The sequence below is a fragment of the Nonomuraea sp. NPDC050153 genome, assembly GCF_044460125.1.
GTDB lineage: Bacteria > Actinomycetota > Actinomycetes > Streptosporangiales > Streptosporangiaceae > Nonomuraea.
In genome coordinates, this window is the sequence record NZ_JBITJQ010000023.1 from 111,144 (window position 1) to 136,709 (window position 25,566).

The following is a 25,566-nucleotide window of genomic DNA, read 5'->3' on the forward strand; positions in this document are numbered from 1 at the left end:
CCCGATCGCGCTCGTGTCCGGAATCCGGCAGGTGAGAGGCCTGCCAAACAGAAAAGGAGTCCGCTGATGGCTGAGAGCATGTACGTCTTCGGGGACGAGGACCGCAGGAAGTTCGCCCGGCTGGTGGCGGCGGCGTGGCAGGACGGCGGGCTGCGGGGCCGCTATGACGGCGACCCCAGGCCCCTGCTGACCCAGTACGGCATCGCCTACCCGGAGGGCGTGCCCGCGCCGCCGCTGCCGCCCCAGCCGGAGGGCGAGTTCGACATCACCGAGCTGGAGTCGTCCGCCGGCTCTGTCGCGTTCACGACGGACGGCACGGCCAGCTCGGTCAGCACCGCCCTGTGCACCTGCTTCGGCGACTCGCAGTGAGCGAGCCGGTGATCGAGGTCTCCGGACTTCGTCAACGCTATGGGGAGTTCGCGGCGGTGGACGGCATCTCCTTCGACGTCCGCGAGGGGGAGGTGTTCGCCCTTCTCGGCACGAACGGGGCGGGCAAGACCACCACGATCGAGATCCTGGAGGGCTACCTCAAGCCCTCCGAGGGCACGGTGCGGGTGTTCGGCGCGGACCCGGCGGGACCCGGCGCCCCACGGTCCAGGATCGGCCTGGTGCTGCAGGAGTCCGGCCTGTTCGGCGACCTGTCGGCGGCCGAGACCGTGATCGCCTGGAGCAGGTTCACCACCGGCGCCAGACCTGTGGCCGAGGCTCTGGAGCTGGTGGGGCTGTCCGGCCAGGCCCGGACGAGGGTCAAGCGGATGTCCGGCGGCGAGCGGCGCAAGCTCGACATCGCGCTGGCCACGCTCGGCCGCCCCGATCTGCTGTTCCTCGACGAACCGACCACGGGACTCGACCCCGAGGCCCGTCACAGGGTCCGGGACCTGGTCAGGGACCTCGCGGCCGACGGGATGACAGTGCTGCTCACCACGCACTACCTGGAGGAGGCCCAGGAGCTCGCCGGCCGGGTGGCCATCATGGACAAGGGCAGGATCGTCACCCAGGGCACGATGTCGGAGGTGCTGGGCCGGGGCTCCGGCCGGGTCGCCTTCGAGCTGCCCGGCGACACCGCCCTCGAAGGGCTGCCGGTGGGCGAGCGGGACGCGCTCACCGTTACCGGGCGGCGGTGCGTGATCGTCACCGCCGAGCCCGAGGCGGTGGCGCACTCCGTGCTCGGGTGGGCACACGCGCGCGGCGTGCGGCTCAGCGGTCTGGACGTCCGCCAGGCGACGCTCGAAGAGGTCTTCCTCGACATCGCCGGCGCGCGCGGGCAGGAGGTCAGGACATGACCGCCTACACGATCGCGCACTTCCGGCTGACCCAGACGCTGTTCTGGCGCACGCCGGTGTCGGTCGGCATGGCCCTGTTCTTCCCCGTCCTGTTCGGCGGGCTGATGCCGCTGATGCTCCCGGGCGGGACCAGGGACGGGGCGCCGGTCGACGTCGCCATCATGACCGGCGTCATCGTGTTGGGCATCGCCAACCTGGGCTTCATGACCCTGGTGGAGTCCTTCGTCGTGCGGCGGCAACTGCTGATACTCAAGCGGCTGCGCGGCACGGAGCTGCCCGACCTCGCCATCTTCGGCGGGGAGATCCTCACCGTGCTGTCGGTCGGCCTGCTGCAGCTCGTGCTGATCGTCGGCCTGGCCAGGGTCGTGCACGGTGTCGGGCTGCCGGCCAATCCCGCCCTGCTGGTGGTCACGGTGCTCCTCGGGCTCGCCGTGTTCGCCGCGATGGCCGTCGCGGTGAGCGGCAGGATCCCCGCGCAGGGCTCCACGGTCGTGGTGAGCCTGCCGTTCCTGCTGCTCGCCATCGGCCTGTCCGGGTTCGCCTACCCCGTCTCGGCGTTCCCTGACTGGTTGCGGATCGTGTCCTCCTTCCTCCCGTTCGGACGCGTGGCCGAGGGGGTCGGCACCGCCTATCTCGGGCGGGACTACGTGGGACACGCGGGGGCCGGCGTGCCCCCTAAGGTGGGGATCCTGGAGGGCTTCCTGGTCATGTGGCCGGGGTGGCTCGTCCTGGCCGCCTGGCTCGTGCTGTCGTTGCTCGCCGCGAGAAGGTGGTTCAAGTGGGAGCCTCACAGAGGCTGAGGGGCGTCGGGCCGGGCACCGTACGGCTGGCCCGCGCCACGGCCGGGGTCTTCCTGGCCGGCATGGCGGCCTTCGCCGCCGTGCCGCTCGCGGAGGCGCTCGGCGCCTACTCATCTGTCAGGGTCGTGACCGCGGTCGTCCTCATCATCGGCCTCACCGGCTGCTACCTGTGGCTGGCGGTGCGGGCCGTGCTCGACCGGGGTTCGCGGTGGGATCTCGCGGTGCTGGGCGTCATGTGCGCACTGGCCCTCGCCGTGCCGTTCGCCGCCGGGCCCACCTGGCTGAGCGTCGGGTTCATGCTTCCGCTCGCGTTCGCGGTCACGCTGCGGGGCCGGTGGGCGGCGGCGGGGTTCTTCGCCTCGCTGGCCGCCGGCCTGGTCCTGCCGGCCTCGCAGGACCAGAGCTGGGTGCTCTTCGGCTCCCTGCAGAACCTGCTCACGGCCGGCGCGCTCGCGGGCCTGACCATCTTCGCGACCCTGCTCGCCGAGTTGCAGCGCACCCGTGAGGAGGCCGCCAAGCTCGCCATCACCGAGGAACGGCTCAGGTTCGCCCGCGAGCTGCACGACGTGCTGGGGCACAACCTCTCGGTCATCGCCATGCGGACCGAGCTGGGCACCCGGATCCCGCCCGAGGAGATCGGACGGCTGCGCCGTGAGCTGACGGAGATCCACGACATCGCGAGCCGCTCGCTGCACGACGTGCGGGCGGTGGTCAAGGGCTACCGCGAGATGTCGCTGGAGAGGGAGCTGAGCGGGGTGCGCCGGGTGCTGGAGACCGCCAGCGTCCGGTGCGACTTCGCCGAGCTGCCGCCCTCGCTGCCGCCGGAGGTCCGCGTGGCGCTGGCCTGGGCGGTGCGCGAGGCGGCCACCAACCTGCTGCGCCACAGCGACGCCACGGTCTGCCTGGTCGGAGTCGAGACCCACGGCGAGCGCGTCACGGTGACCGTCGCCAACGACGGCGTGCGCCCGGACGGCGGCACCGTCGCTCCCGGCGCGGCCGGGGCCGGGGCGACCGTGGGCGGGAGCGGCCTGGCCGGGCTCGACGAGCGGCTCGCGCAGGTGGGCGGGAGCTGCGGGCGGCACACCGAAGACGGCTGGTTCACGCTGTCGCTGGACGTTCCCGGCCGCCTCCTGGCGGCCACACTCACCTCTGCTACAGGAGACCGGAGATGATCAAAGTTCTGATCGCGGAGGACCACGACCTCATCAGAGGTGCCCTGATCGCCCTGCTGTCGGAGGAGCGCGACATCCGCGTGGTCGAGGAGGTGTCCAGGGGCGACGAGATCGTGCCCGCCGTCGTCGGCTCCAAGCCGGACGTGGCGCTGCTGGACATCGGGCTGCCGGGCATCGACGGCCTGGAGGCGGCGGGCCTGATCAAGGAGCTGGAACAGCCGCCCCCGGTGCTCATCCTCACCAGCGTCGGCACGCCCGGCAACTTCGAGCGGGCCATGGCCGCCGGGGTGCGTGGCTTCCTGGTCAAGGACGCGCCCGCCCACCGGCTCACCGACGCCATCCGGGTGGTGGCCAGGGGTGAACGTTACATCGACTTCGACGTGGCCGCCGACGGCGGTGAGCAGGAGATCGACACCAATCCGCTGACCGCGCGGGAGATCGCCGTGCTGTCGGCCCTCGCGGCCGGCGGGCGGGGCAGCGACCTGCGGAGCGCCTTGGGGCTGTCGATCCACACGATCAGGAACTACCTCGCCGCCGCCCGCCTGAAGACGGGCGCCCGTAGCGACGAGGACGCCGTGCGCATCGCGCGGGCCAACGGGTGGCTGAACGAGGGGCCGGTGGCCGCCGGGAGTTGATTCGCGGGCCAGGAAGGCGTCACGATCAGTACGAAATCATGATGCACCCGGACACGTGGGAGCTCGCCTGTGGCCCAGGACAGCGAAGCGCAGGTCAGGTGGTTGACCACGGCCGTCGTCGCGGCCACCGGGGCGCTGTGGGGGCTCACCCCGCTCGCCTTCCTGCTCAACGGCGATCCGGCCCGGGCCCTGCTGGCGCTCGTGCTGCTCGGCGGGCTGCTCGTGGTGTACGCCAGGATCGTCGCCCGGCACATCGCGGGCACGAGTCAGGGGCCGCACCGGGCGCGGACCTTCCTGCTGTTCGCCGTCGTCGTCTACGGGGCGATCCCGTTCCAGGGGTCGGTGTGGATCTACACGCCGCTCATCGTCGCCACCGCCGGGCTGCTCCTGCTGCCCTTCCGGTACGGCCTCGTCGTGCTCCTGGTGGTGGCCGCCGCCGAGTACCCGCTGACGCTCGTGGAGTGGGCCCCCGTGGCCGCCTCCGCGGCGCAGAGGAGCGCCGGAGTGCTGGTCGCCGCGGTGGTCGCCGCAGGCATCGTGCACTACGCGAGATTCGTCCGCGAGTTGCGCGAGCTGCGGGTCGCGCTGGCCGAGATGGCCGTGGACCAGGACCGGCTGCGCCTGGCGGGGCAGTTGCACGACCTGCTCGGCCAGACGCTGGCGTCGATCACCCTGAAGACGGAGCTGGCCCTGGCCCTGGTCGACGTGAACCGGAAGCAGGCCGCCGCCGAGCTGGAGGGGACGATCGCCATCGCCGGCGAGGCGCGCGCGGAGATCGGCGACGTGGTGGAGGCCAAACGCTCGCTCGACCTGGGCGCGGAGCTGTCGGCGGCCGTCGCGCTGATCGAGCTCACCGGCGCGGGCTGCGACCTGCGCCTGGGCTTCAAGGAGATCGACAAGGAGACCGGCGACGTGCTCGGCTGGATGGTACGCGAGGCGGCCACGAACATCGTCAGGCACAGCGACGCCCGGCACTGCCTGATCGAGCTGGACGAGGTGGACGGACGCGTCCGACTGCTGGTGCGCAACGACGGCGCTCGCCGCGAAACGGGCCATCACCCCGGTTCGGGGCTCGCCGGGCTGCGCCGGCGGGTGGAGAAACTGGGCGGATCCCTGGAGGCGGGCGCCACCGGGGAAGGCGTGTTCCATTTGCGGGTGTGCCTGCCCGCCGTACACGATCGGGAGAGTGGTCACCGGTGATTCGCGTCCTGCTCGCAGAGGACCACGGCGTCGTCAGGGGCGCCCTGACAGCCCTGCTGAACCTCACGGGCGACATCGAGGTCGTGGCCGAGGCCGACCGCGGTGACAAGGTCGTCCCGCGCGCCCTCGCCTGCAGCCCGGACGTGGCCGTCATCGACATCGAGATGCCGGGCGTCGACGGCGTCGAGGCCACCCGGCGGCTCAGACCGGCCCTGCCGGACTGCCGCGTGCTCATCCTCACCGGCCTCGCCAGCGCCGCGCTGCTGAAACGGGCGATGGAAGCGGGGGCGAGCGGATTCCTGCTCAAGGACGCCCCCACGGAGCGGCTGGCCGAGAGCATCCGCCGGGTCTCCCAGGGCGAGCGGGTGATCGACGCCTCCCTGGCCCTGGCCGCGATCAGCGCTACGGCGACCCCGCTCACCGACAGGGAGGCGGCCGTGCTGGGCCTGGTCGGTTCGGGCGCCGACACCGGCGAGATCGCCGCCGAGCTGCACCTGTCGGCCGCGACGGTCCGCAACTACATCTCCAGCGCCATCACCAAGACCGGCGCCCGCAACCGGACCGACGCCGTCCGCATCGCCGCCGAATCGGGCTGGATCGAAGGCCTCCGCCACGCCTGACCGTTCCGTGAAGCCCGGCCCGCACGGCGAAAGCGCGACGACAGGCGGCCGGCCCGCCGGTTCGGCGTGCCGGGCGCCCCCGGAAGGTTGCATGAGGTAGGCAGCTGCTCGGCGGGGGGACGGGGAGTCCTCTCTGGAGTCCGCCCAGCGCGCGATCTCCGGCTTCCTGACCTTCCTCAACTCCGCCGACGGCTCCATCGTCAACACCGGCATGGCTCCGGGCAACACCGAAGGCCGGTATCGCGACCTCAAGGAGTTCGACGAGGTCCTCGCCCTGTTCGACCCGTCGTGCATCACCACGCTGCTCCGGAACGAATCGCCGGACGGCCAGGAGGACTACCGGTCCGCGGTGGTGGCCCTGCGCGTCGGGATGCACCTTCATATGGCGTACCGCGCCGCTTCGAACTCGGCGCTGACGAGCGAGGCCCGGCATGACCGGAATGAAAGCGGATAAAAAACGCCTAATCGGGACATGTGGGGTAGAGGGCTCGCAGCACTGCCCCGGCCGTGCTGAAGACGGCCGGGGCAGCCTGGAGCCCGAGTTCTCCAGGCGGGTTCTCGGGCCGGGCGGCACCCGTCCACGAGACCTCAGGGCAGCAGGGGCTCGGCGTCCACGTCGTGTCCGTAGAGCCAGGCGCTGTGCCGGAGGAAGTCCCCGTCACGCAGCCCGGCGTCCCGCTCGCGTTGCGCGGGCCCGTCCGGCAGGTGGTTGTAGTCGGCCCGGCCCCGGCTCATCAGCTGCACCCGGCCGGCCCGCGGCCGGCGGGTGGCCTCGTACGACAGCAACGCCTGCGGCACCGAGTCGCGGTCGGCTTCGCGCAGGCAGCGGGCCAGGACGGCGGCGTCCTCGATCGCCTGCCCGGCCCCCTGGGCGAAGAACGGCAGCATCGCGTGCGCCGCGTCCCCGAGCAGGGTGACGCGCCCGCTCGTCCACCGCTCCAGCGGGCTGCGGTCATAGAGCGCCCATCGCTTGGTGCTCGGAGCGGCGGCGGCCAACTGCCGCACGTTCTCGTCCCACGTCTCGAACTCGCGGGCGAAGTCGGACAGATCGCCGTCCGCCGTCCACGACTCCAGCAGCCACTCGCCGGCCGGCACGATGGCGACGACGTTCACCAGCCGCCCGCCTGAGACGGGATAGTGCACGACGTGCCGTCCGGGGCCGAGCCAGAGCGACTGAACGGGCCGCCGTGCGCACTCGGGCGCCTTCTCGACGGGGATCAGCGCGCGGAAGGCGCTCAGGTGGCAGAAGTGCGGCTCCACCTCGGTCACGATCAGGGGTCTGACGGCCGAATGGATGCCGTCGGCCCCGATCACCGCGTCGGCGTGCACCTTCGTCTCGCCGCCCGCTCGATGCGCGAAGGTCAGCCGGACCTCCGCGTCGTCCTGGTCGAGCGCCACGAAGCGATGATCGAGACGCACGGCCTGCGCGGGCAGCGCGTTCTGGAACATCGCGAGCAGGTCGGCGCGGTGCGCGGTGTGCAGGTTGGCGCCGTACATGCGTTCGCACGCCTCGCCCATCGGCTGCGCGTAGAGGACCTGGCCGTTCTCCCACCGCCGGAACTCGAACGCGGCCTCCAGCCAGACCGCGCACCGGGCCAGGGCGTCCCCCAGACCGAGCCGCCCGATCAGCCGGACCATGTTCGGCGCGACCACCACCCCGGCCCCGACCTCGCGCAGCACGGGCGCCTGCTCGTACACGACGGCGTCCACACCGGCCCGGCGCAGGGTGAGCGCCGCCGCCAGCCCACCGAGCCCACCGCCCACGACTGCCACCCGTAAGCCCACGGCACTCCTCCAGCGTCGATCGATCCCAAGCAACATCAGGGCACGGCACCCCCGGGGCTCACCGCGCCCTGAACCAGAAGGTACGACCGCCGATGCGCCCGGCCAAGCTCCGGCCGCCGGCTTCCCGGCTCTCCAAGCCGACGGGGTCCTAGCCGGCGTCCTCGGACGACGGTGGCGGGCCGGCGTTCAGGCCGACGTTCAGGCCGACGTTCAGGGCTGCGTGCAGCCGTTCGTACGTCGGAGCCAGGCGGCGCAGGCCGGCCGCGAGCGCCGGGTCGTCGCCCGACACGAGCGGCCCCTGCAGCCCTCCGACGATGCGGGCCTGCTCCGCGGCGACGGCCGCGCCCGCGTCGAGGCCGAGGGATGACAGACAGGCCGCCAGGTCGTTCAGGCGGCGGGCGCCCACCCGCACCGCGAACGCCTGCCACAACATCCTGATCTCGGGGTCCAGCCCTTCCTCCACCATCCGGGCCGTGCGTTCGGCGGCTTCCGCCTGCCCCAGCGTGCCGGGGGAGACCTCCAGATCCGTCCGACCGGCCAGCCAGGCCGCCCCGGCGGGCAGGGAGCGGCGCAGCGCCTGTTCCGGAGTGACCGGCTCGCGCCGGGTGAACCCGTGCCGCATCCGGAACGGCCGCTTCAGGTAGGTGATCAGCTCCGCTCGCCACGCCTCGACGAACGCGCCGACCCGCAGCGTGGCGTACGGGTAGCCCTCCGGGTCGTGCACGAGCACGGTGTCGTCGTCCACCTCCAGCGCCACCACGTAGTGGTCGGCGCCGACCGCCTTGCCCGACCCGGGCTGGTAGGGCAGAAGTCCGAGCTCCAGCGGCCCGGCCAGCACCGGACCGTTCCGGCAGGCGCGGCGCAGCCGGTCGAGCGCCGCCGCGGCGGTTCCACCGTCCACGTGCTCGCACTCCCAGCCGAGGAGGTCGATCGCGGTGTCGAGCCCGATCTCGGGGTCCCAGCCGAACGGGTCGAACAGCGGAAGGCGCCCGCCGATCAGCTGCATTCCGTACGGGGAGCCCGTCAGGACCTCGATCACGGCCGGAGGCGGCGCCTTGTCGCCGAGGGCCATCGCGAGGGAGTTGGCGTAGCAGTACGGCCCGGAGCCGACGTAGGTGACAGACATGGCCCGAACCGTGCCGCCTGACGCGGTGTCAGAGTCAAGCCCGTCCGCGCCGCTGAGGGGCCTGCCCCCGACGCCCTCGCGTCCGCTCGTGCATCACCACGCGGGCACCGTCCGAGCGATCACCCAGACCCTGAGCAGGGGCGGTACGTGGCGGCTGGAGATCGGGCCGCCCGCCCCGATCCGCCGGGGCGCTGGGACCACCAGTCGCGAGGCGGCGCTGCTCGATGACATCGGGGTCGCCCACCGGAGGGCGGGCCGCCATGACGAAGCGATCACCCACCACCTGCGCGCCCTCGCCCGCGTCGGCGAGGCGGGCAACCGCCTGACCCGCGGGGCGATCCTCACGCACCTGGGGCCGGCCTACCAGCGGGCGGGGCGCTGCTCCGAGGCGATCACCGCGCACACCCGCTCGATTCCCGTCCTGAGGCAGGCCGGTATCCGGGCCTATCCCGGACTCGTCGTCGGGTATCTCGCCGAGGCACACCGCCTGGCCGGAGCCTCGGAGCGGGAGCCGACAGCGGTGAGACGGGCACGCAATGCCGCTCTTACCGTCGGCCATTCGGTGGCGGTCACGGCGAACATGGCCGAGTCGCGCAGCGTGCCCTCCTCGCCCGGCGCCCACGACATGGACCAGGAGCGCAGCACGCCTTCGAAGGGGATGCCGAGCCGTTCGAGCGCGTGGCGGCAGCGGAGGTTGCGGGCGTCGGTCTTGAGGTCGACGCGGGCGACGCCGAGCTTCTCGAACGCGTACGTCATCAGCAGCAGCTTGGCCTCGGCGTTGATCCCGGTGCCCTGCGCGGAGGCGGCCAGCCAGGTGAAACCGATCTCGATCGCCCGCAGGCCGGGCCGATCCGGCCAGGTGCGGGGATCCCACAGCGCGGTGCAACCCACCGCCCTGCCGTCGGCGACCCGGACCTGCCCGAACGGCGTCAGCCCACCGCGTTCGAGCTGCGTTTCCACATAGTCCTTCATCCCCGGCGCGCGGGGCACCAGCGTGAAGCCGTAGGACGAGCGTTCCTCCTCGGCCGCCGCCGCCAGATCCGCCACGTGCCCCATGGCCAGCGGCTCCAGCCGTACCAGATCGCCGGTCAGCACAGGAACATCAAGCAGCACGCTCATCGAGACTCCCTCATCGTTCCTGGCATTGGCACCTTTCCCGCCGGCTTACCGCCGGGGAGGTTGCCGGACCGTCACAGGGCCAGGTCCCTCGAGTCCTCTGGATGATTGACAGGCGGAGATCCTGCCAGGCCGGGCCGAACGCCGTCAAACAGCACTCACGCTCCGCGTCACGCCGAACCCCCGGCCTGCCTGCAGAACACCGCCGGGCCGGTGCAGTGATGCGGCGGCCCTAAACATCAGATGTCTGATAACCTGATAAGTTGGATGGCCTGCCGAGAGGAGCGCGTGCGTGGTGGCAGCAGTAGCCGGGCCCCGGCCTGGGCAGGTGGGGCCGCGGCCGTCGGAGTGTGCGGAGGCCGCACGCGGGCGGACGGCCGGCGGAGAGGCGGCCCGATGACGATCGTCTCCCGTCCGGCCGACACCGGGCACGTGCTGCGGGCCCACGCCGTGGATCTCGTCCGCGACGGTCGTCACCTGCTGGAGGGCATCTCGCTCACCGTCGGTCCCGGGGAGCACTGGGCGCTGCTCGGCGCCAACGGGGCGGGCAAGAGCACCCTGCTCGGACTGCTGGGCGCCGTCACCCACCCGACCCGCGGCGTGGTCGAGGTGCTCGGCCGGACCCTGGGCCGGGTCGACGTCCGCGAGCTGCGTTCGTACCTGGGGCACGTCAACCCGCGTCACACCCCCGACGGGCCGTTGCGGGTCCGCGACGTGGTGCTGACCGGGCTGACGAACACCGCCGCGCTCGTGCCCCGCTGGACGCCCGGCGAGCAGGAGGCCGAGCGGGCGGATCGGCTGATCGCCATGCTCGGGATGGGCCGCAGGGCGCAGGCGGCGTGGCCCACCCTCTCCCAGGGCGAGCGCGGTCGCGCGCTGATCGCCCGTGCCCTCATGCCGCAGCCCCGGCTCCTGCTGCTCGACGAGCCCGCCACGGGGCTCGACCTGGCCGCCCGCGAACAGTTGCTGGCCAGCATCGACGCGCTGCGCACCCGGCACTCGTCGCTGGCGACCGTGCTGGTCACGCACCACCTGGAGGAACTGCCCGCCACCACGACACACTCCATGCTGCTGCGCGACGGACGCTGCCTGGCCGCCGGGCCGGTCGCAGACGTTCTGACGAGTGAGCTGGTCAGCACGTGCTTCGACCACCCGGTACGCATCATCCGCAGCGACGACGGCCGCTGGGCCGCCCGGGCACAGCCCGTCCCCGCCACCATGCCCGACGACCCGCCGGCGCGTGTTCGACGGCACGGTGGACGGCCTCAGGAGGCTCCCAGCGTCGCTGTCCCGCCAGTCCTGTGACGTCGATCGCGGCAAGCGGGCGCGGCCGAGGCGGTTCTGCCGCGCAGGGCACATCCGTCGCTGACAATCCGGTTGACCCTACCTTTACTAGGGGGGTCAGCATAATCGGTTTGCAGCCGGCGGCCTCATAGCTTGGACGCGTCGTATTTCGAATCGCGGTCGATCAGCCAGTCAGTGCGACTTCGCCCGACCGCGGCTGGGCGTGAGGAGGCCGACCATGAGCCAAGCCACACAAAGGACCGTTCGCCCTGGCACCGCCGATCCGGATTTCGCCCCGCGCGCGCCGGACATGGTGGGCCCGGCCGATCCCCGCTATCGCTGGCTGGTGTCGAGGGGCTACAACCAGCGATTCCAGTGCGCGCCCGAACACGTGCGACCGGCCGCCTCCACTGAGGACGTACTGGGGGCCGTCGACCAAGCGGTGCGGACAGGTCGGCGGATCGCGGTCCGCAGTGGCGGTCACGGCTTCGAGAACCTGGTGGATGATCCGTCCGTGCAAACGCTCATCGACCTGTCATCGATGAACGCGGTCCAGTACGACTGGCGCCGCGGCGCCTTCATGGTCGAGGCGGGCACCACGCTGGGTGAGGCGTACCGGAAGCTGTTCCTGGGCTGGGGTGTCACCATCCCCGGCGGAACCTGTCCCGACGTGGGGATTGGCGGACACGTCTGCGGCGGCGGATACGGAGCCCTGTGCCGACTGCACGGCCTGATCGTCGACCACCTGTACGCGGTGGAAGTGGTCGTGGTGGGACCCTCGGGAAGGGCCACGAGGGTGGTGGCGACCCGGGAACCGTCGGATCCGAACCGGGAGCTGTGGTGGGCTCACACGGGAGGCGGCGGCGGCAACTTCGGGATCGTCACCCGGTACTGGTTCCGGTCCCCGGACGCTCATGGCGGCGAGCCCGCCACCTTGCTGCCCCGGCCTCCTTCCACGGTCTTGCACTACTCCTTGGAGTGGCCCTGGCCGGAGCTCGACCAGGAGGCGTTCGTCCGGCTGGTCCGGAACTTCGGAGAATGGGGCGAGCGGAACTCGGCGCCCGGCTCACCCGGGGCCGCCTTGTACGGCGAATTGTCCCTGCCCAGCCGGCCCAGCGAGACCATCACCCTGTCCGGGCAGGTGGCCACCGACACCGGCGCGCAGGCTCTGCTGGACGACCTGGTGAAGGCGCTCGGGCAGGGCGTCCCCGTACAGCCCGCCCGCCAGTCGTCCACCCTTCCGTGGCTCGCCGCCACGCAGGCCTTCGCCTACGAGTCGGGTCCCTCCGACCTCCGCTTCAAGATCAAGTCGGGGTATCGGCGGCGGCGCCTCACCGACCGGCAGATCGCCACCGCCTATCGGCATCTGACCCGATCCGACTACAACTACCCGTACGCGAATCTCTTCATCAACACCTATGGAGGACGGGTCAACGCCGTTGCGCCGACCGCGACCGCCGTGCCCCATCGCGACTCGGTCTTCCTGGTCGGCTACCTCGTCGGCTGGCAGGGCACGGCCGAAGACACCCGGCACCTGGGCTGGATCAGGAACCTGTACCAAGACATCTACGCCGACAGCGGCGGGGTTCCGGCCGGCGACGCGGATGACGGCAGCTTCATCAACTACGCGGACAGGGATCTGGCCGACCCCCGGTGGAACGCCTCGGGCACTCCCTGGCACACGCTGTACTACAAGGACACCTACCAGCGGCTCCAACAGATCAAGCGCCGTTGGGACCCGCACAATGTCTTCCGCCACGCCTTGTCCGTCCGCCCCAACTGACCTCTCGCGAGAGCCGGCGTACGGTTCTGCGCGGCACCGGCCGGCTCGCCGAGCGGAGCCCGCGCCGCCGGCGGCGCGACGGGGACGAGGCGCCCGGCAGCCGACCGTACCCTTGACCGGCCGACGTGGGGCGTACCGGCCGGTCGAGGCTGCGAGGCGAGCTCACAGTTATGATCCAGATCTCTACAAAGATCACCACCCGGCCACGGAGGGGTTCGCGTTCCAGCCTGGCGCCCACCTCGAGTCCGTCTCCGCCGGCGGTCCCGTACGTGAGCCGGTGAACAGGCCGGCTGTCCGGATGAACAGGAATGCTGACCGAGAGAGGAGACAACGCGGTGGAACCCGACTACGTCCTTGCCGGCTATCGAGTGGCTACACGCGCCGTTCGGCAAGATTGGCAGGATATGAGTCTTCCTGGTCTTGGTCTCGTGTCGATGAGCGACTGCATGGTGGACCTGGTGCCAGTGGATCCCGGTGGTTGGGATGACTGGTTCGCCGGTCCGGGGGAGGCTGAGAGCGCGCGCGACAAGGCCGGCAATACGGGCTTGCACGTGCTCGGGGTCGGGTTCGCCACTGCCGATGTTCCGGCGCTGCTGGCCGATATCGCCGACGGCGGCGGGGAGACATCGGCCGGGAGCCTCCCGGAACGGCTGGCCCGGCGCGAGAGGTTCCCCGGCTTCGGCGGCCGGCGGCTGGGGTTCGAACTGGTCGGCTTCGACGTTGCGAACTGGCACACCTGGGCCTGCATAGGAGGCCTCATCGCCGACGTCTACCAGGCCACCGGCGTTCAGCCAGGACCCTGGGGACTGATCCAGGACGAGCAGGACGCGCGCAGGGCCGCGCAATGGCTCACCGACTCAGGTCTCGGCGACCCCAAGGTGTTCCTGTGGGCGGCCGCACTGCTCACGGACGTCACACGAGCGACCCTCCAGACCGAGGAATAACATCCTTCCGCCAGGTTCCCACTCTTGAGCGTCGTCAAGGAGCCTGACTTACGGGCGAAGCTCGCTCATTTTTGGGGGGTTTCACGGATTGGGCGGCTTTAGGGCTGTTCATTGGTTTTTGGGGCCTTCCGTCTATGGGTGAGCCCACGATTTGTGATCAAGTCGAAGACAGGCGCCTCGGTAATGCCTACCTGTCTTATCTGCCACATCTGGCCAGGGCGAGGAACGCCCTTCTGATCCCCCCGGGGGCGCATCCCGACTGGTCATCGCATTGACGCGAAGCGTTACGGAATAACACGATCTTATTTAGGTTACATAATGCGGTCTTGACGGCACTTAACGTCAAAAATCATGGTGGAGGTGTTCGTCCGGCGGCCCCCGGACCGCACGTCACCCCCGCTTCCGACGTGCACCGTATCGTCTTCCCGCTGTGAATGGAGGTCATCGCGACGTGTGCGTCACCAGGCGACCGCATTGACGGCCAAGTCATGGGTCGGGGGTTCTGGACTACGGTTCTGTTTTTTCGGACACGACAGGGAGAATTTCTGCATGTCGGAATTCATCAACGTCCTCATCGCCATCGACGCGGAAACCATTCTCGGAAGGTTCGGCAAGAACACCGATCCGAACGGGCCGACGTCGATCCCCGACAGCAGCAACTTGATCTACATGACCACCCGGCAGAACCAACTCGGGGGCGCTCCGGGCAGCGAGTTGACAATCAACGCCTCCCCGATGGACATCATCAGGTGGCGTGAGACGACACTATCCCTGAACTCCGAGTACACCGGCATCCTCTACAAGTTCAACACCCTGTCCGGGCAGGATCTGATCAGCACCCCCGCACCGAGATCGGTGGTTCTCAGCGAGCCGCAGCCGAACAGTCAGGATCCGCTGAATCCCACCACCCAGAAGATCAACAGCTACTACTGGGAGTGTGAGGTCCTGGACACGGGGACGGTCACCTACAACTTCAGCTTCATGATTCTCAATCACAAGGGCGAGAAGCAGGGTTACTACTGCTGGGACCCCTTCATCAATATCCAGCCCTGACGGGGTCGGTGCGCCGATTCGCCACTCGACGGACGATCAGCGCTGAGCCGCCGCCCGCAGACGTCAGCGGGCGGCGGTGAGCGGCCTGAGCTTGCCGCAGTTGAACGGGGCGGGGCGGTACCCGCGCTCGTACGCCTGCCGCGCCGTGCTGCCGCAGCAGTAGTTGGTCAGCGTGCCTGCGACGATGACGGTGTCGCGACCGAGGTTGCGCAAGATCGTGTCGAGCGGGGTCCCTTCGAGATCGCCCCGCGCCGGCTGTCCCGTTGATCCGCACAGCGGTCCGCGGTGGCGCCGTGGGGACGGTCACGATAATCAGGAGCATTCGTCCGCTGCGGTCGCGATGATGGGTGATGTGACGAACATCGAACTCACGGACGCGCGAGCGCTCGCCGAGAGCCTCCGGCAGGTGTACGCCGCGGTGGCCGAGCGGATCGGCGAAGCCAACGCCACCTCTCCGCTGGTCGCCAAGGTGACCGAGCACCTCGGCTGCCCGATCAGCGACGTGGTCGTCGTGGAGGAGAAGTACCGGCTCTACGAGCACGCCGCGCTGCAGACCGCCGCCGACCTCTACCTGGACGCGCACTCCCGCGGCGCGCAGTGGTTCGGCATCGTGGGCGGCGAGCGGCGCTGGGAGAGCATCATCAACATGCTGCTGTCGGCGATGCGTGAGGGCAGCCGCATGCTCGGCCGTCCCGACTACGGCACGGCCCCGATCGGTCCCGACACCACGATGGAGGTCGTGCAGCTCGGCCTGGTCGCCACGGTCGCGCCCGACGGCACCCCGGTGCTCATCGGGCTGAGCAACAGGGACGACTACGACTCCCACAGCCTGCTCACCGTGCTGGCGGCCGGACGGGGCACGGCGACCGCCGTGCGTGACGAGGTGAACCGGCTCAAGCAGGACAACGACCCGTTCCGCGGCCAGGTGCTCAGCTTCGGGTTCAGCGAGCACAGGGAGAACGAGCTGCTGACCTTCCTGCCCCGCCCCGAGCTGGGCCGCGAGGAGGTGGTCCTGCCGGAAGGACGGCTGGAGGGCGTCGAGGAGCACATCGTGGGCATCGCCGAGCATGCCGACCGCCTCACCGAGGCCGGCCAGCACCTGCGCCGGGGCCTGCTGCTCTACGGCCCGCCGGGCACCGGCAAGACCCACACCACGCGCTACCTCATCGGACGGTTGCGCCAGCACACGGCGGTGCTGATGACCGGGCCCGCCATGAGCAAGATCGACTACGCGGTGGCGCTGGCTCGCAAGCTGCAACCGTCCATCGTGGTCGTCGAGGACGTCGACCTGATCGCCGAGGACCGCAGCCACTACGAGACCAGCCCGCTGCTGTTCTCCCTCCTGGACGCCATGGACGGGATCAGCGGCGACGTGGACGTGACGTTCGTCCTGACCACCAACCGGGTGGAGACCCTGGAGAAGGCCCTGGTCCAGCGGCCCGGCCGGGTAGACCTCGCGGTGGAGGTGCCGCTGCCCGACGCGGCGGCGCGGGAGCGCCTTGTCCGCCTGTACGCCCGCAACCGGCCCGTCGTGGCCGACACCGCCAAGGTGGTCGCCGCCACCGAGGGGGTCACGGCGTCGTTCATCAAGGAACTGCTGCGCCGGGTCATCCTGGTCGCGTTGCGTTCGGACGAGGTCGCGCTCACCGACGATCATTTCGGTACGGCGCTGCAGGCGATGGCGGGCGACGGTCAGGCGCTCACCCGCGCGCTCCTCGGCTCCCAGGAGACGGCGGCGGTGCCGAAGGACGGGCGGGCGTCGGCCCGGTTGGGGCCGCCCGGCTGCTCGTGAGCCGAAGCCGGGTCCGGGCCGCGTACGGCTGTCACAAACGGGGAGGCCGTCTTGTCCTCACTCCGACACTCCCTGTTCGGACGGAGGAACACATGAGCGGCGAGCACGCGCACCTGCCCTCGGGCGTTGAGGTGATCACGACCCTGCCGGAGGCGGCGGCCCGGATACCGGCCGGTGCCGAGGCCAGGACCATCCGGGTCACCCTGCCGCCCGGCGACCCCGGCGCGCCGCCGCACCGGCACCCCGGGCCGCTCTTCGGCTACGTGACCCAGGGCGAGATCCTCTTCGAGCTGGAGGGGCAGCCGCCCCGGGTGCTCAAGGCCGGTGACGCCCTGTTCGAGCCCGGGGGCGACGTGATCCACCTCCAGGGCGCCAACAACCTCCCGGACGCCCAGTCGCAGCTGGTGGTGACCATGTTCGCGCCGCCGGGAACCCCGATCCTGACCCTGGTCAGCGCGGAGGAGCTGGCCGAACGGCGACACCGACGGGTCGCCCGGCCCTGAGGAGCCGGCTCCCCCTGAATGCTTGAGCCGGGTGCCGCCGCGAGGAGTGGCGAGCACGGCTCGGAGCGGGACCGTCGCGGCCACGCGGCGGTCCCGTCGGGCGAGCGCCCGCGCTACCGGGTGCCGGCCGGCATTTTCGGCGGTTGACCGGGGAGCTCCGCCGGCGTTGCGGGACCCGGTTTGAGCTCCGCGAACAGGCGTTCCTCGGCGACGTCGAGGGCGCTGCGCACGGCTCCGATCGCGGAGGAGTGGTCGCCCATGATCGAGCAGACGACCTTCGGCGGGAAGTCCGTCTCGCGTTCGACGCGGGCGCGTACCGGCTCGCGGATGGCCTCGCCGGCGGCCGAGATGCCACCCCCGATGATCACCAGTTCGGGGTCGATCGTCACCATGACCGGCGCCAGACCCTGCACGAGCAGGTCGGCGAAGGCGTCGATGCCCGCCTGGGCGGCCGCGTCGCCCGCCTTGGCCGCGTCGAAGATGGCCTGGATCGCGTCGTCGCCCCGCTTGGCCAGGGCTCCGGGCGCCAGCTCCAGCAGCCGTTCGTACGCGTGCGCCCACGGCAGGCCGCGCCAGAGGCCGATCTCGGCCGCGGCGCCGTGCCGGCCGGCGTGCGGCCGGCCCGCGACCAGCAGACCGGTGCCCATGCGGCGGCCGACGTGGACGTACACCACGTCGGCGGCGTCGCGGGCCACCCCCTTCCAGTGCTCGGCCAGCGCGGCCATCCGCATGTCGTTGAAGACCTGGGTCGGGATGCCGAAGCGGTCCTGGACGTGCTTGCCCAGGTCGACGCCGACCCACTCGGGGATGGCGGGGGCGTGGGCGACCTTGCCGTCGGGGCCGACGACGCCGGGTGTGGCGATCGCGGCGCAGGAGATGGCGGCGGCCGGCAGCCCGGCCGCGTTCAGGGCCTCGGTGATCGCCTGGTTCATGACCGCCAGGCGCCTGGCCCTGGGAGAGGTCGGCCGGAGGGTCGCCCGGCGTTCGGCGACGATCTCCCCGGACAGGTCGCTGACGAGCACCAGCACCTTGTGGCCGCCGATGTCGACGCCGAGCACGTGTCCGGCGCGCGGGCGGAACTCGAAGCGCTGCGCCGGCCGCCCCGGCCCGTCCTGCCGGTCGGCGCTCTGGTCGGAGGGCTGGATCCAGCCCGCGGCGAGCAGGTCGGAGATCGCCTGGCTCGTGGTCGGGCGGGAGATCCCGGCCACCGCCGCGATCGAGGTGATCGTGTGGCTGCCGCCGTCGTACAGCACGCGCAGCACCGACCGCAGGTTGAGCGTGCGAACCATGGAGATGTCGCCGCTGAGCTGAGTCGTCGAGCGAACCGTGTACGAGGTCATCAGGCTCCTTAGTTTGCCAACAGCGTGGACGCGGGGGGCCGGTTTGCCGACGGTCCGCCTGAGATCTCGATGAGCATCGCGGTTTCGGGGCGGAGCGTGGGCAGCCGCACGCCGATGGTCGCGAGCGTCGCGCCGCTGAACCGGGCCGGCGAGTCCAGCCAGCCGGGGCGCGGACCGAGGTCGTCCCGGTTCGGGCCGACGAGCCGGATCTCGTAGTCGCGGGCCGGGTCGAGCCCGGGGAAGGTCATCCGTCCCGCGGGCTCCTCGTCGGAGCGGCGCATCGCGGCCACCGCATAGAGCGCCAGCTCAGGTGTCACGACGCCGGTCAGCCAGCGGCCGGTGCCCGGGTGATCGTCGCGGACCAGCGTGCCGGAGTGCAGCAGGGTCCGGTAGCGTTTGTAGATCGCGATCCACTCGGTGAGTTCGGCGGTCTCGGCGTCGTCGAGCCTGGTCAGGTCGAGTTCGAGGCCGAAGTGCGCGAACAGCGAGGTGATCGCCCGGAAGGCGAGGTCGTGCCGGCGGCCGGTGGTGTGGGAGACGGCGGAGGCGACGTGGCCGCCGATGAGTTCGAGCGGGATGAGCTGGCTGGTCCAGCGCTGGACGGTCTGCCGTTCGAGCGGGTCGATGCAGTCGGAGGCCCACACCCGGTCGGTGTGCTCCAGGATCCCGAGGTCGACGCGGGCGCCCCCGGAGGAGCACGACTCGATCTCGAGCCCGGGGAAGGCGGCGCGCAGCTCGTCCATCAGCCGGTAGGCGGCCAGCGTCTGCCGGTGGACGCCGGGCGCCTCGATCAGGTCGCGGTTGTGGTCCCATTTGAGGTAGCCGACGCCGTACTCGGCGATGACGGCGGACATCCGCGTGAGCACGTGGTCGAACGCCGCCGGGTTGGCGAGGTCGAGCACCTGTTGCCAGCGCGAGGCCGGTGGTAGCTGGGGGCGAGCCCGCAGGATCCATTCCGGGTGGGCGACCGCGAGCTTGGAGCGCGGGCTGACCATTTCCGGCTCGAACCACAGGCCGAACGTCATGCCGAGCTCCTTGACCCGGTCGACCAGCGGATGGAGCCCGTCGGGCCAGCTCTGCTCGTCGACGAACCAGTCGCCGAGCCCCCTGTCCGGCCCGTTCCTGCGGTGGAACCAGCCGTCGTCCAGCACGAACCGCTCCACGCCGATCTCGGCCCCCCGCTCGGCCAGCGTGAGCAGCTTGCCGAGGTCGTGGTCGAAGTACACGGCCTCCCACACGTTGAGATTCACCGGCCGGGGAGTGCCGGGGTGGTGCGGCCGCTCCCTGAGGTGACGGTGGAACCGGGAGGCCAGCTCGTCGAGCCCGTCCGCGTATCCGTAGTAGAGCTCGGGTGACCGGTAGCTCTCTCCCGGCCGCAACGTGATCTCCCCGGGTTGCAGCGACTCTCCGCCGCCCAGCGTCCTGAAGCCCTCGCCCGTGCGCTCGGCCCAGGTGCGGTGGTTGCCGCTCCAGGCCGTGTGCACCGCCCACACCTCCCCTGACCGGAACCCGAACCCCGAAACGCCCGCCACCACCACGGTCGCCGCGTCGGCCCCGGTCCGGCCCCGCCGCCCCTCGCGAAGATGTGCCCCCATGTTGAACGGGCCCCATTGCGGCTGCCGTTCCCGCGACCAGCGCCCGGCCAGATCCAGCAGCTCTGCCGCCCGATCGGGCACCGGCAGGACGGCCGACACCGCGTCCACCCTGTAGTCGTCATCCCCGTCATTGCGTACGGAGGTGCGCAACCGGACCAGCCCGCTGCCGGTCAGCTCGATGGCCAGGCGCAGCCCGAGCGCGGTGCTCGGGTCGGCCGCGTCGACGGTGAGCCGCCGCCCCTCCAGGACGGCCGCGCTCACGGTGAAGCGGGGCGCCCACGCCGCGCCCGAACGGGAGCCGGACAGCCCCGGGACGCCGAACCACCCGGTGTGGCTCTCCGGCAGCACCGAGTGCGAGATCGGGCCGTCGATGAGGTTGATGACGTGCGGTGGCACGGCGGCGTCGGCCATCGCGTCGAGCTCGGCCCGATCGCACGGGCCCGGGTCGGCGCCCCAGTGGACGACGGTGGGGAGCCCCTCGGACCGGAGGTCGAGGATCAGCGCGACGCCGGCGGATCGGAGCTGGACCACGCGCCGCGCGACGTCGGAGGACTTCGTCATCCTGACCTCTCTTCGTTATGACATCCGATGTCTCACGTAAAGATCATCTCACAATGAGAAGCAGTCCAACCGGCGCAGATCTCAGATCGTGAGACATTTTCCCTTGCTGGAGTCCAGGCGTTGTCCCTAGAGTCACTGCATCCTATTATGCAGAAGTCTTACGTAATAGAAACGACTTCCTGGAGATACATCGGATGGATGCGAGTAGCAGATGAACGTGACCGTGTGGAACGAGTTCTATGAGGAGCGGAAGTTCCCCAGCGTCTCGTCGGTGTATCCCGACGGGCTGCACGTCGTGCTCGGCCAGGCGCTGGCCGAGCACCTCGGCCCTGAGGCGGACTTACGCGTCGCGCTGCAGGAGGAACCCGAGCACGGTCTCGGGCCGGAGGTGCTGGACGACACCGACGTGCTGCTCTGGTGGAGCCATCTCAAGGACGACGAGGTCTCCGACGAGGTGGTCGAGCGGGTCAGGCGGCGCGTGCTGGACGGCATGGGCCTGCTCATCCTGCATTCCGCCATCGGATCGAAGATCGCCAAGGCCCTGCTCGGCACGTCCTGCGAGATGACCGGCTGGCGGCACGGCGACAGCGAGCTGCTCTGGACGATTCTGCCCGGCCACGAGATCGTCCGCGGCGTCCCCAACCCCGTCGTCATCCCCAGCGGCGAGATGTACGGCGAGCCGCTGGACATCCCCGCGCCGGACGAGCTCGTCTTCATCAGCTCCTACGAGGGCGGCGAAGTGCTGCGCAGCGGCTGCGCCTGGCATCGGGGCAGAGGCCGGATCTTCTTCTTCGCCCCTGGACACGAGGAGGCTCCCATCTACTTCCAGCCCGAGATCCGCCGCATCCTGGCCAATGCCGTACGGTGGGCCGCCCCGCCCCCACAGCCCCAGCCGAGATCCACCAGGTCGGGGGAGTACCCGAAGAACTGGTGGGCCGAGGCATGACCGACCTGATCCAGATCGGCCTCGGCCCGTGGGGGACCGACTGGGCCACGAAGATCATCCCGCAGCTCGCCGACGCCAAGGTGACCGGCTGGGTGGACGCCTCACCTGAGGCGCGCGCGGCGTTCGCCGCCGTGACCGGCGCCGGCCCGGACACCATGTTCGCCACCGTTCGGGAGGCGCTGGAGGCGACCGGGGCCGTGGCCGCGATCGCCCCGGTCGCCATCGGCGCGCACGCCGCCGTCGCCAAGCAGGTGCTGGAGGCCGGTGCGCACCTGCTGCTGGAGAAACCGTTCGCGCTGGATGCGGCCACCGCCCGGGAGCTCGCCGACCTCGCCGAGGAGCGCGGCCTGGTCTTCGGCATCGACCAGAACTACCGGATCTTCCCCGGCGCCCCGGTCGTCCGGGACCTGCTCGAACGGCAGGCCGTCGGGACGGTTCGCCGCGTCTCGCTCGAATGGCATCGCGACCACCGGGGCGTCAGGGACTCCAACTCGCTGGTCGAGCTGGCCATCCACCACTTCGACCTGATGCGGTACCTGTTCGGGCGGGAAGGGGCGGCGATCACGTGCGTGCCGGTCTCGCCGGTGCGTTCGGCCCAGGACCATACGCCGGGAGCGAGCCTCATCGTCGAGCTGGACGGCGGGATCACGGTCGACTACGTGCTGTCGAGCCAGGGGATCGACGCGCAGACGCCCTGGCCCGGCGTGTGGCGGATCTCCGGTGACGAAGGGCTCATCAGGTGGGGCGCCGCGCCGGACGACCACCGGGCCGTGTCGATCACCGACGCGGCCGGGAACGTGAACGCGGTCGAGGTGCCCGAGCTGCCGCTGTTCGAGCGCGCCGGGGTGCTGCGGGCGTTCCTCGACGCGGTCGAGGGCTCGGGCGCGCCGACCTCGCCCGCCGCCGACAACGCGCACAGCGTCGCGATGCTGGAGGCCGCGCTCACCTCGGCCCGCACACGGGAACGGGCAAGGGTCGAACGATGGTGACGGCCGAGGTCAGCACGGCCGGCCGGATCGCGACGCGCAAACGGCGGCAGAGCGGCGGCAGCACGATCTTCGGCCGTCAGACGATGCTGTTCCTGCTGCCGGGGGCCGTCTACCTCGCCGTGCTGTCGGTCTACCCGCTCATCGACCTGTTCCGCACGGCGTTCTCCGACGTGACCGCCGAGAACCTGCTGGGCGAGCGGCCGTTCAACGGGCTCGACAACATGTGGCGGGTGATCGAGGACCCGTCGTTCGGCCGCGTGGTGCTGCAAACGCTGGTCATCGTCGCGATCGTGCTCGTGGTCGGGCTGGCCGGCGGGTTCGCCGCCGCGCTGATGCTGCGCCCGCGGACCCGGCTGAGCAGCGTGACGCTCGGCGTGATGGTGTTCGTCTGGACGCTGCCGGCCGTGGTCGCCGGGAATCTGTGGAAATTTCTCCTTGAGTCGGGCGGGCCGGTCAACTCCGTGCTGCTCTGGCTGCACGTGATCCCGCAGCCGGTCCCCTGGCTGGCCAACGGCACCCTGGCGATCGTCGTGCTCGGGCTGGTCAACGCCTGGATGGTGGTGCCGTTCTGCGCACTCGTGCTGCGCGCGGCGCTGCTCGACGTCTCCAAGGAACTGCTGGAGGCCGCCGCGCTCGACGGCGCGTCCGGCTGGAAGGCGACCAGGTACGTCGTGCTGCCGCTGCTGCGCCCGGTCATCTCCATCCTCGGCGTGCTCGTCGTGATCAACGCGTTCCGCTCGTTCGACCTCATCTTCGTGATGACCAGCGGCGGGCCCGGCACCGCCACGACCACGCTGCCGTACCTGGGCTACCAGCAGGCGTTCAAGTTCTACGAGTTCGGCCAGGGCTCGTTCACCGCGACGTTGTCGCTGGTCATCGTGCTCTTCCTGAGCGCCGTCTACCTGCGGATGAACCGGAGGGAGCAGACATGACCGAGCTTGTCGAGGTCATCAATGGGCACAGCATCTTGGTCATGAGACCGACGGAGGAGGGCTCATGATCGGGGCCAGACGCAACACCGTGGTCACCGTCCTCGGCTGCGTCGTCCTCCTGGCGATCTATGCCCTGCCGCTGTACTGGCTGGTGGCCACCTCGTTCAAGAGCATGAAGGACGTGTTCGCCGGGTCGGCGGCCGTGCTCTTCACGCCCACCGTGCAGGCGTACGTCGACGTGTGGAACGGCGGCTTCGCCACCTCGGCGGTCAACTCGCTGATCATCGCCGTGGCCACCACGGTCATCGTGCTCGTCATCGCCGTGCCCACCTCCTACGGCCTGGCCCGGCTCAACGGCGCCGTGGTGACCGGCGGGCTGGCCGTGCTGATCATCCTGCAGATGGTGCCGACCACCTCGACCCTCATCCCGCTGAACCGGCTGCTGGCTCAGTGGGGGCTCACCGGCAACCTGTACGGCGTGGCGATCGCGATCGCCGCGACCAACCTGCCGTTCAGCATGCTGCTGCTGCGGCCGTTCTTCACCGGGGTGCCGATCGCCATCGAGGAGGCCGCGGCCAGCGACGGCGCGAGCAGGTGGCAGCGGTTCGTGAAGATCGTGCTGCCGATCACCCGCAACGGGATCGCCACCGTGGCGACCCTCACCTTCATCGGCGCGTGGGGCGAGTTCCTCTACGCGATCACCTTTCTCAACGACCCGGGCCAGTACCCGGTCAGCGCGCTGCTCGCGCAGCAAATGTCCTCCTACGGGGTCAACTGGCCGGGCCTCATGGCGGTCTCCGTCCTGGTCTCGGTCCCGACCGTACTGATCTACCTGTTCGGGCAGCGCCTGCTGGTCGGCGGCATCACGATGGGAAGCGTCCGTTGATTTCTGCAAAACTCCGCGTCGTCGCCGTCGCGGCGGCCCTCTGCGCCCTCACCGCCTGCGGAACGTCCGGCTCCGGCGGCGGCGGCAACGCCGGCCAGGTCACCTTCTGGCACTACTACGCCCAGGGCATCCCCGCCACCGCGAAGTTCACCAAGGACCTGAACGACATCTACGCCAAGGCCAAGCTGCCCAAGCCGCTGAACAGCGTGTACGTGCCCGCCGAGCAGCTCACCCAGAAGGTCGTCGCCTCGGCGGCCACCAAACAGGGCCCCGACGTCTTCGTCCAGGGCGGCGCGGACCTGCTCCAGCTCATCAAGGCCGGCGCCATCGCCGACTTCACCGCCCAGTACGAGAAGTTCAAGGACAAGGACCAGATCCCCGACGCGAACGTCATCAAGCACGACGGCAAGGTGTACGGGGTGCAGGGCTTCAGCAACACGACCGCCCTCTGGTACAACAAGACGATCCTCGACGAGCTGGGCATCACGCCGCCGACCACGATGGACGAGCTGAACGCCGCCCTGGAGAAGATCGGCAAGAAGTACATCGGCATCGGCCTGGCCGGCCAGGGCGAGCAGGACGTCAACTCCTTCTCCTTCACCAGCGCGTACGGCTTCGACTACGCCAAGCCCGACGCCGCCGCCCTGGAGAACGCCTTCAAGCTGGTCGGCGGCTGGGCCGAGAAGGGCTACGTGCCCAGGGACGCCGCCACCTGGACCCCCGACGTCGCCTTCCAGAAGTTCGCGGCCGGCGGCATGGCCTTCGTGGTCGGCGGCAACTGGCAGTACGGCAACGCCAAGAAGACCGCGTCGTTCACGTACGGCGTGGTGCCCGTGCCGGACGCCACCGCCCCGGCCAAGGTCTACCAGTTCGGCGACAACGTCCACATCAGCGCGTTCACCAAGGACAAGGACGCCGCCTTCAACGCCGTCGCCGCCATGTTCCTCAGCCAGGACGGCGAGCTGGCCGCCCTGGAGGCCGGCAGCATGCCGGTGCGCAAGGACCTGGCCGACACCAAGGGTATGCAGGACTCGATCTACAGCCAGTTCAACAAGGCCCTGGAGAACGGCGTGCCGTACCTGCTGCCGGGGTTCGGCACCGAGCTGACGCAGATGCGCAAGCCGGTGGCCGAGGCGTGGAGCGCCGTGCTCGCGGGACAGTCCACCCCACGCGACGCCGCCGCCACCGCGGTCGCGGCCATCCAGCGCGCCGCCAAGTAGC

The 25,566-nt window shown here is 70.6% G+C and carries 25 protein-coding genes, 1 pseudogene and 1 riboswitch; of the genes and pseudogenes, 20 read left to right on the forward strand and 6 right to left on the reverse strand.

Going from position 1 to position 25,566, the window contains the following annotated elements; translation table 11 throughout:
• Window positions 1-66: 66 nt before the first annotated feature.
• The 8 genes from ACIBQ1_RS40610 to ACIBQ1_RS40645 all read left to right on the forward strand — a co-directional run bounded on the left by ACIBQ1_RS40610 (window position 67) and on the right by ACIBQ1_RS40645 (window position 6,164).
• Complete coding sequence (locus tag ACIBQ1_RS40610; RefSeq protein ID WP_397285496.1) at window positions 67-369, forward strand: hypothetical protein; 303 nt, start codon at window positions 67-69, stop codon at window positions 367-369.
• Between the two features lie 8 nt (window positions 370-377).
• A complete protein-coding gene (locus tag ACIBQ1_RS40615) occupies window positions 378-1,283 on the forward strand; it encodes an ABC transporter ATP-binding protein (protein WP_397285498.1) in 906 nt (301 codons plus the stop codon).
• Window positions 1,280-2,083: an ABC transporter permease gene (locus ACIBQ1_RS40620; RefSeq protein ID WP_397285500.1), complete on the forward strand. Its 804-nt coding sequence runs from the start codon at window positions 1,280-1,282 to the stop codon at window positions 2,081-2,083. The genes ACIBQ1_RS40615 and ACIBQ1_RS40620 overlap by 4 nt, the downstream gene beginning before the upstream one ends.
• Window positions 2,062-3,255: a sensor histidine kinase gene (locus ACIBQ1_RS40625; protein ID WP_397285502.1), complete on the forward strand. Its 1,194-nt coding sequence runs from the start codon at window positions 2,062-2,064 to the stop codon at window positions 3,253-3,255. Before ACIBQ1_RS40620 ends, ACIBQ1_RS40625 begins: the two co-directional genes overlap by 22 nt.
• Window positions 3,252-3,890 carry a DNA-binding response regulator gene (locus tag ACIBQ1_RS40630; protein WP_397285504.1) on the forward strand — a complete coding sequence of 213 codons (639 nt, stop codon included), beginning with the start codon at window positions 3,252-3,254 and terminating at the stop codon, window positions 3,888-3,890. The genes ACIBQ1_RS40625 and ACIBQ1_RS40630 overlap by 4 nt, the downstream gene beginning before the upstream one ends.
• 69 nt (window positions 3,891-3,959) lie before the next feature.
• A complete protein-coding gene (locus ACIBQ1_RS40635; RefSeq protein WP_397285506.1) occupies window positions 3,960-5,090 on the forward strand; it encodes a sensor histidine kinase in 1,131 nt (376 codons plus the stop codon).
• Window positions 5,087-5,710, forward strand: coding sequence for a DNA-binding response regulator (locus ACIBQ1_RS40640; protein WP_397285508.1), 624 nt, complete (start codon window positions 5,087-5,089; stop codon window positions 5,708-5,710). Before ACIBQ1_RS40635 ends, ACIBQ1_RS40640 begins: the two co-directional genes overlap by 4 nt.
• Window positions 5,711-5,921: 211 nt before the next feature.
• A complete protein-coding gene (locus tag ACIBQ1_RS40645; RefSeq protein WP_397285510.1) occupies window positions 5,922-6,164 on the forward strand; it encodes a hypothetical protein in 243 nt (80 codons plus the stop codon).
• Window positions 6,165-6,298: 134 nt separating this feature from the next.
• Here the strand turns inward: ACIBQ1_RS40645 and ACIBQ1_RS40650 are convergent, their stop codons facing one another.
• Both ACIBQ1_RS40650 and ACIBQ1_RS40655 read right to left on the reverse strand, forming a co-directional pair.
• Window positions 6,299-7,495 carry an FAD-dependent monooxygenase gene (locus ACIBQ1_RS40650; RefSeq protein WP_397285512.1) on the reverse strand — a complete coding sequence of 399 codons (1,197 nt, stop codon included), beginning with the start codon at window positions 7,493-7,495 and terminating at the stop codon, window positions 6,299-6,301.
• Window positions 7,496-7,643: 148 nt separating this feature from the next.
• Entirely contained in the window at window positions 7,644-8,621 is a 978-nt protein-coding gene (locus ACIBQ1_RS40655; RefSeq protein WP_397285514.1) for a hypothetical protein, read from the reverse strand.
• Here ACIBQ1_RS40655 and ACIBQ1_RS40660 point away from each other — a divergent pair.
• A pseudogene (locus ACIBQ1_RS40660) lies at window positions 8,620-9,039 on the forward strand (tetratricopeptide repeat protein); the annotation flags it as partial. The gene ACIBQ1_RS40655 and the pseudogene ACIBQ1_RS40660 sit on opposite strands and share 2 nt — an antisense overlap.
• Window positions 9,040-9,065: 26 nt before the next feature.
• Here the strand turns inward: ACIBQ1_RS40660 and ACIBQ1_RS40665 are convergent.
• Window positions 9,066-9,740 (reverse strand): GNAT family N-acetyltransferase, encoded by a 675-nt coding sequence (locus tag ACIBQ1_RS40665; protein WP_397285516.1) that lies wholly within the window; start codon window positions 9,738-9,740, stop codon window positions 9,066-9,068.
• A gap of 7 nt (window positions 9,741-9,747) precedes the next feature.
• Window positions 9,748-9,848: riboswitch (SAM riboswitch) on the reverse strand.
• A 285-nt stretch (window positions 9,849-10,133) separates the two neighbouring features.
• Between ACIBQ1_RS40665 and ACIBQ1_RS40670 the strand changes: the two genes are divergently transcribed.
• The 4 genes from ACIBQ1_RS40670 (at window position 10,134) to ACIBQ1_RS40685 (ending at window position 14,801) form a co-directional block, all read left to right on the forward strand.
• Entirely contained in the window at window positions 10,134-11,042 is a 909-nt protein-coding gene (locus tag ACIBQ1_RS40670) for an ABC transporter ATP-binding protein (RefSeq protein ID WP_397285518.1), read from the forward strand.
• A 217-nt stretch (window positions 11,043-11,259) separates the two neighbouring features.
• Entirely contained in the window at window positions 11,260-12,804 is a 1,545-nt protein-coding gene (locus tag ACIBQ1_RS40675) for an FAD-binding oxidoreductase (RefSeq protein WP_397285520.1), read from the forward strand.
• 335 nt (window positions 12,805-13,139) lie between these two features.
• Window positions 13,140-13,748 carry a hypothetical protein gene (locus ACIBQ1_RS40680; protein ID WP_397285522.1) on the forward strand — a complete coding sequence of 203 codons (609 nt, stop codon included), beginning with the start codon at window positions 13,140-13,142 and terminating at the stop codon, window positions 13,746-13,748.
• 549 nt (window positions 13,749-14,297) lie between these two features.
• On the forward strand, window positions 14,298-14,801 hold the full coding sequence (locus tag ACIBQ1_RS40685) for an inclusion body family protein (protein WP_397285524.1): 504 nt from the start codon (window positions 14,298-14,300) through the stop codon (window positions 14,799-14,801).
• A 63-nt stretch (window positions 14,802-14,864) separates the two neighbouring features.
• On the opposite strand, the gene ACIBQ1_RS40690 is transcribed toward ACIBQ1_RS40685, so the two are convergent.
• Window positions 14,865-15,077 carry an isochorismatase family protein gene (locus ACIBQ1_RS40690; protein ID WP_397285661.1) on the reverse strand — a complete coding sequence of 71 codons (213 nt, stop codon included), beginning with the start codon at window positions 15,075-15,077 and terminating at the stop codon, window positions 14,865-14,867.
• 76 nt (window positions 15,078-15,153) lie between these two features.
• Here ACIBQ1_RS40690 and ACIBQ1_RS40695 point away from each other — a divergent pair, with 76 nt between their 5' ends.
• Together ACIBQ1_RS40695 and ACIBQ1_RS40700 are read left to right on the forward strand one after the other, a co-directional pair.
• Window positions 15,154-16,593, forward strand: a complete 1,440-nt coding sequence (locus tag ACIBQ1_RS40695) for an AAA family ATPase (RefSeq protein WP_397285526.1) — start codon at window positions 15,154-15,156, stop codon at window positions 16,591-16,593.
• Window positions 16,594-16,685: 92 nt separating this feature from the next.
• Window positions 16,686-17,096, forward strand: coding sequence for a cupin domain-containing protein (locus ACIBQ1_RS40700; RefSeq protein ID WP_397285528.1), 411 nt, complete (start codon window positions 16,686-16,688; stop codon window positions 17,094-17,096).
• A 113-nt stretch (window positions 17,097-17,209) separates the two neighbouring features.
• Here ACIBQ1_RS40700 and ACIBQ1_RS40705 read toward each other — a convergent pair whose 3' ends face one another.
• Both ACIBQ1_RS40705 and ACIBQ1_RS40710 read right to left on the reverse strand, forming a co-directional pair.
• A complete protein-coding gene (locus ACIBQ1_RS40705) occupies window positions 17,210-18,436 on the reverse strand; it encodes an ROK family transcriptional regulator (RefSeq protein ID WP_397285530.1) in 1,227 nt (408 codons plus the stop codon).
• Window positions 18,437-18,444: 8 nt separating this feature from the next.
• On the reverse strand, window positions 18,445-20,592 hold the full coding sequence (locus ACIBQ1_RS40710) for an alpha-galactosidase (protein ID WP_397285532.1): 2,148 nt from the start codon (window positions 20,590-20,592) through the stop codon (window positions 18,445-18,447).
• Window positions 20,593-20,803: 211 nt separating this feature from the next.
• Between ACIBQ1_RS40710 and ACIBQ1_RS40715 the strand changes: the two genes are divergently transcribed.
• From ACIBQ1_RS40715 to ACIBQ1_RS40735, 5 genes are all read left to right on the forward strand, one after another.
• Window positions 20,804-21,538 (forward strand): ThuA domain-containing protein, encoded by a 735-nt coding sequence (locus ACIBQ1_RS40715; RefSeq protein WP_397285534.1) that lies wholly within the window; start codon window positions 20,804-20,806, stop codon window positions 21,536-21,538.
• Window positions 21,535-22,527: a Gfo/Idh/MocA family protein gene (locus tag ACIBQ1_RS40720; protein ID WP_397285536.1), complete on the forward strand. Its 993-nt coding sequence runs from the start codon at window positions 21,535-21,537 to the stop codon at window positions 22,525-22,527. The genes ACIBQ1_RS40715 and ACIBQ1_RS40720 overlap by 4 nt, the downstream gene beginning before the upstream one ends.
• The gene (locus tag ACIBQ1_RS40725; protein WP_397285538.1) at window positions 22,521-23,459 is read left to right on the forward strand and encodes a carbohydrate ABC transporter permease; all 939 of its coding nucleotides are present in this window, start codon (window positions 22,521-22,523) and stop codon (window positions 23,457-23,459) included. Before ACIBQ1_RS40720 ends, ACIBQ1_RS40725 begins: the two co-directional genes overlap by 7 nt.
• A gap of 64 nt (window positions 23,460-23,523) precedes the next feature.
• Window positions 23,524-24,345 carry a carbohydrate ABC transporter permease gene (locus tag ACIBQ1_RS40730; RefSeq protein WP_397285540.1) on the forward strand — a complete coding sequence of 274 codons (822 nt, stop codon included), beginning with the start codon at window positions 23,524-23,526 and terminating at the stop codon, window positions 24,343-24,345.
• Window positions 24,342-25,565, forward strand: coding sequence for an ABC transporter substrate-binding protein (locus tag ACIBQ1_RS40735; RefSeq protein ID WP_397285542.1), 1,224 nt, complete (start codon window positions 24,342-24,344; stop codon window positions 25,563-25,565). Before ACIBQ1_RS40730 ends, ACIBQ1_RS40735 begins: the two co-directional genes overlap by 4 nt.
• Window position 25,566: the final 1 nt, after the last annotated feature.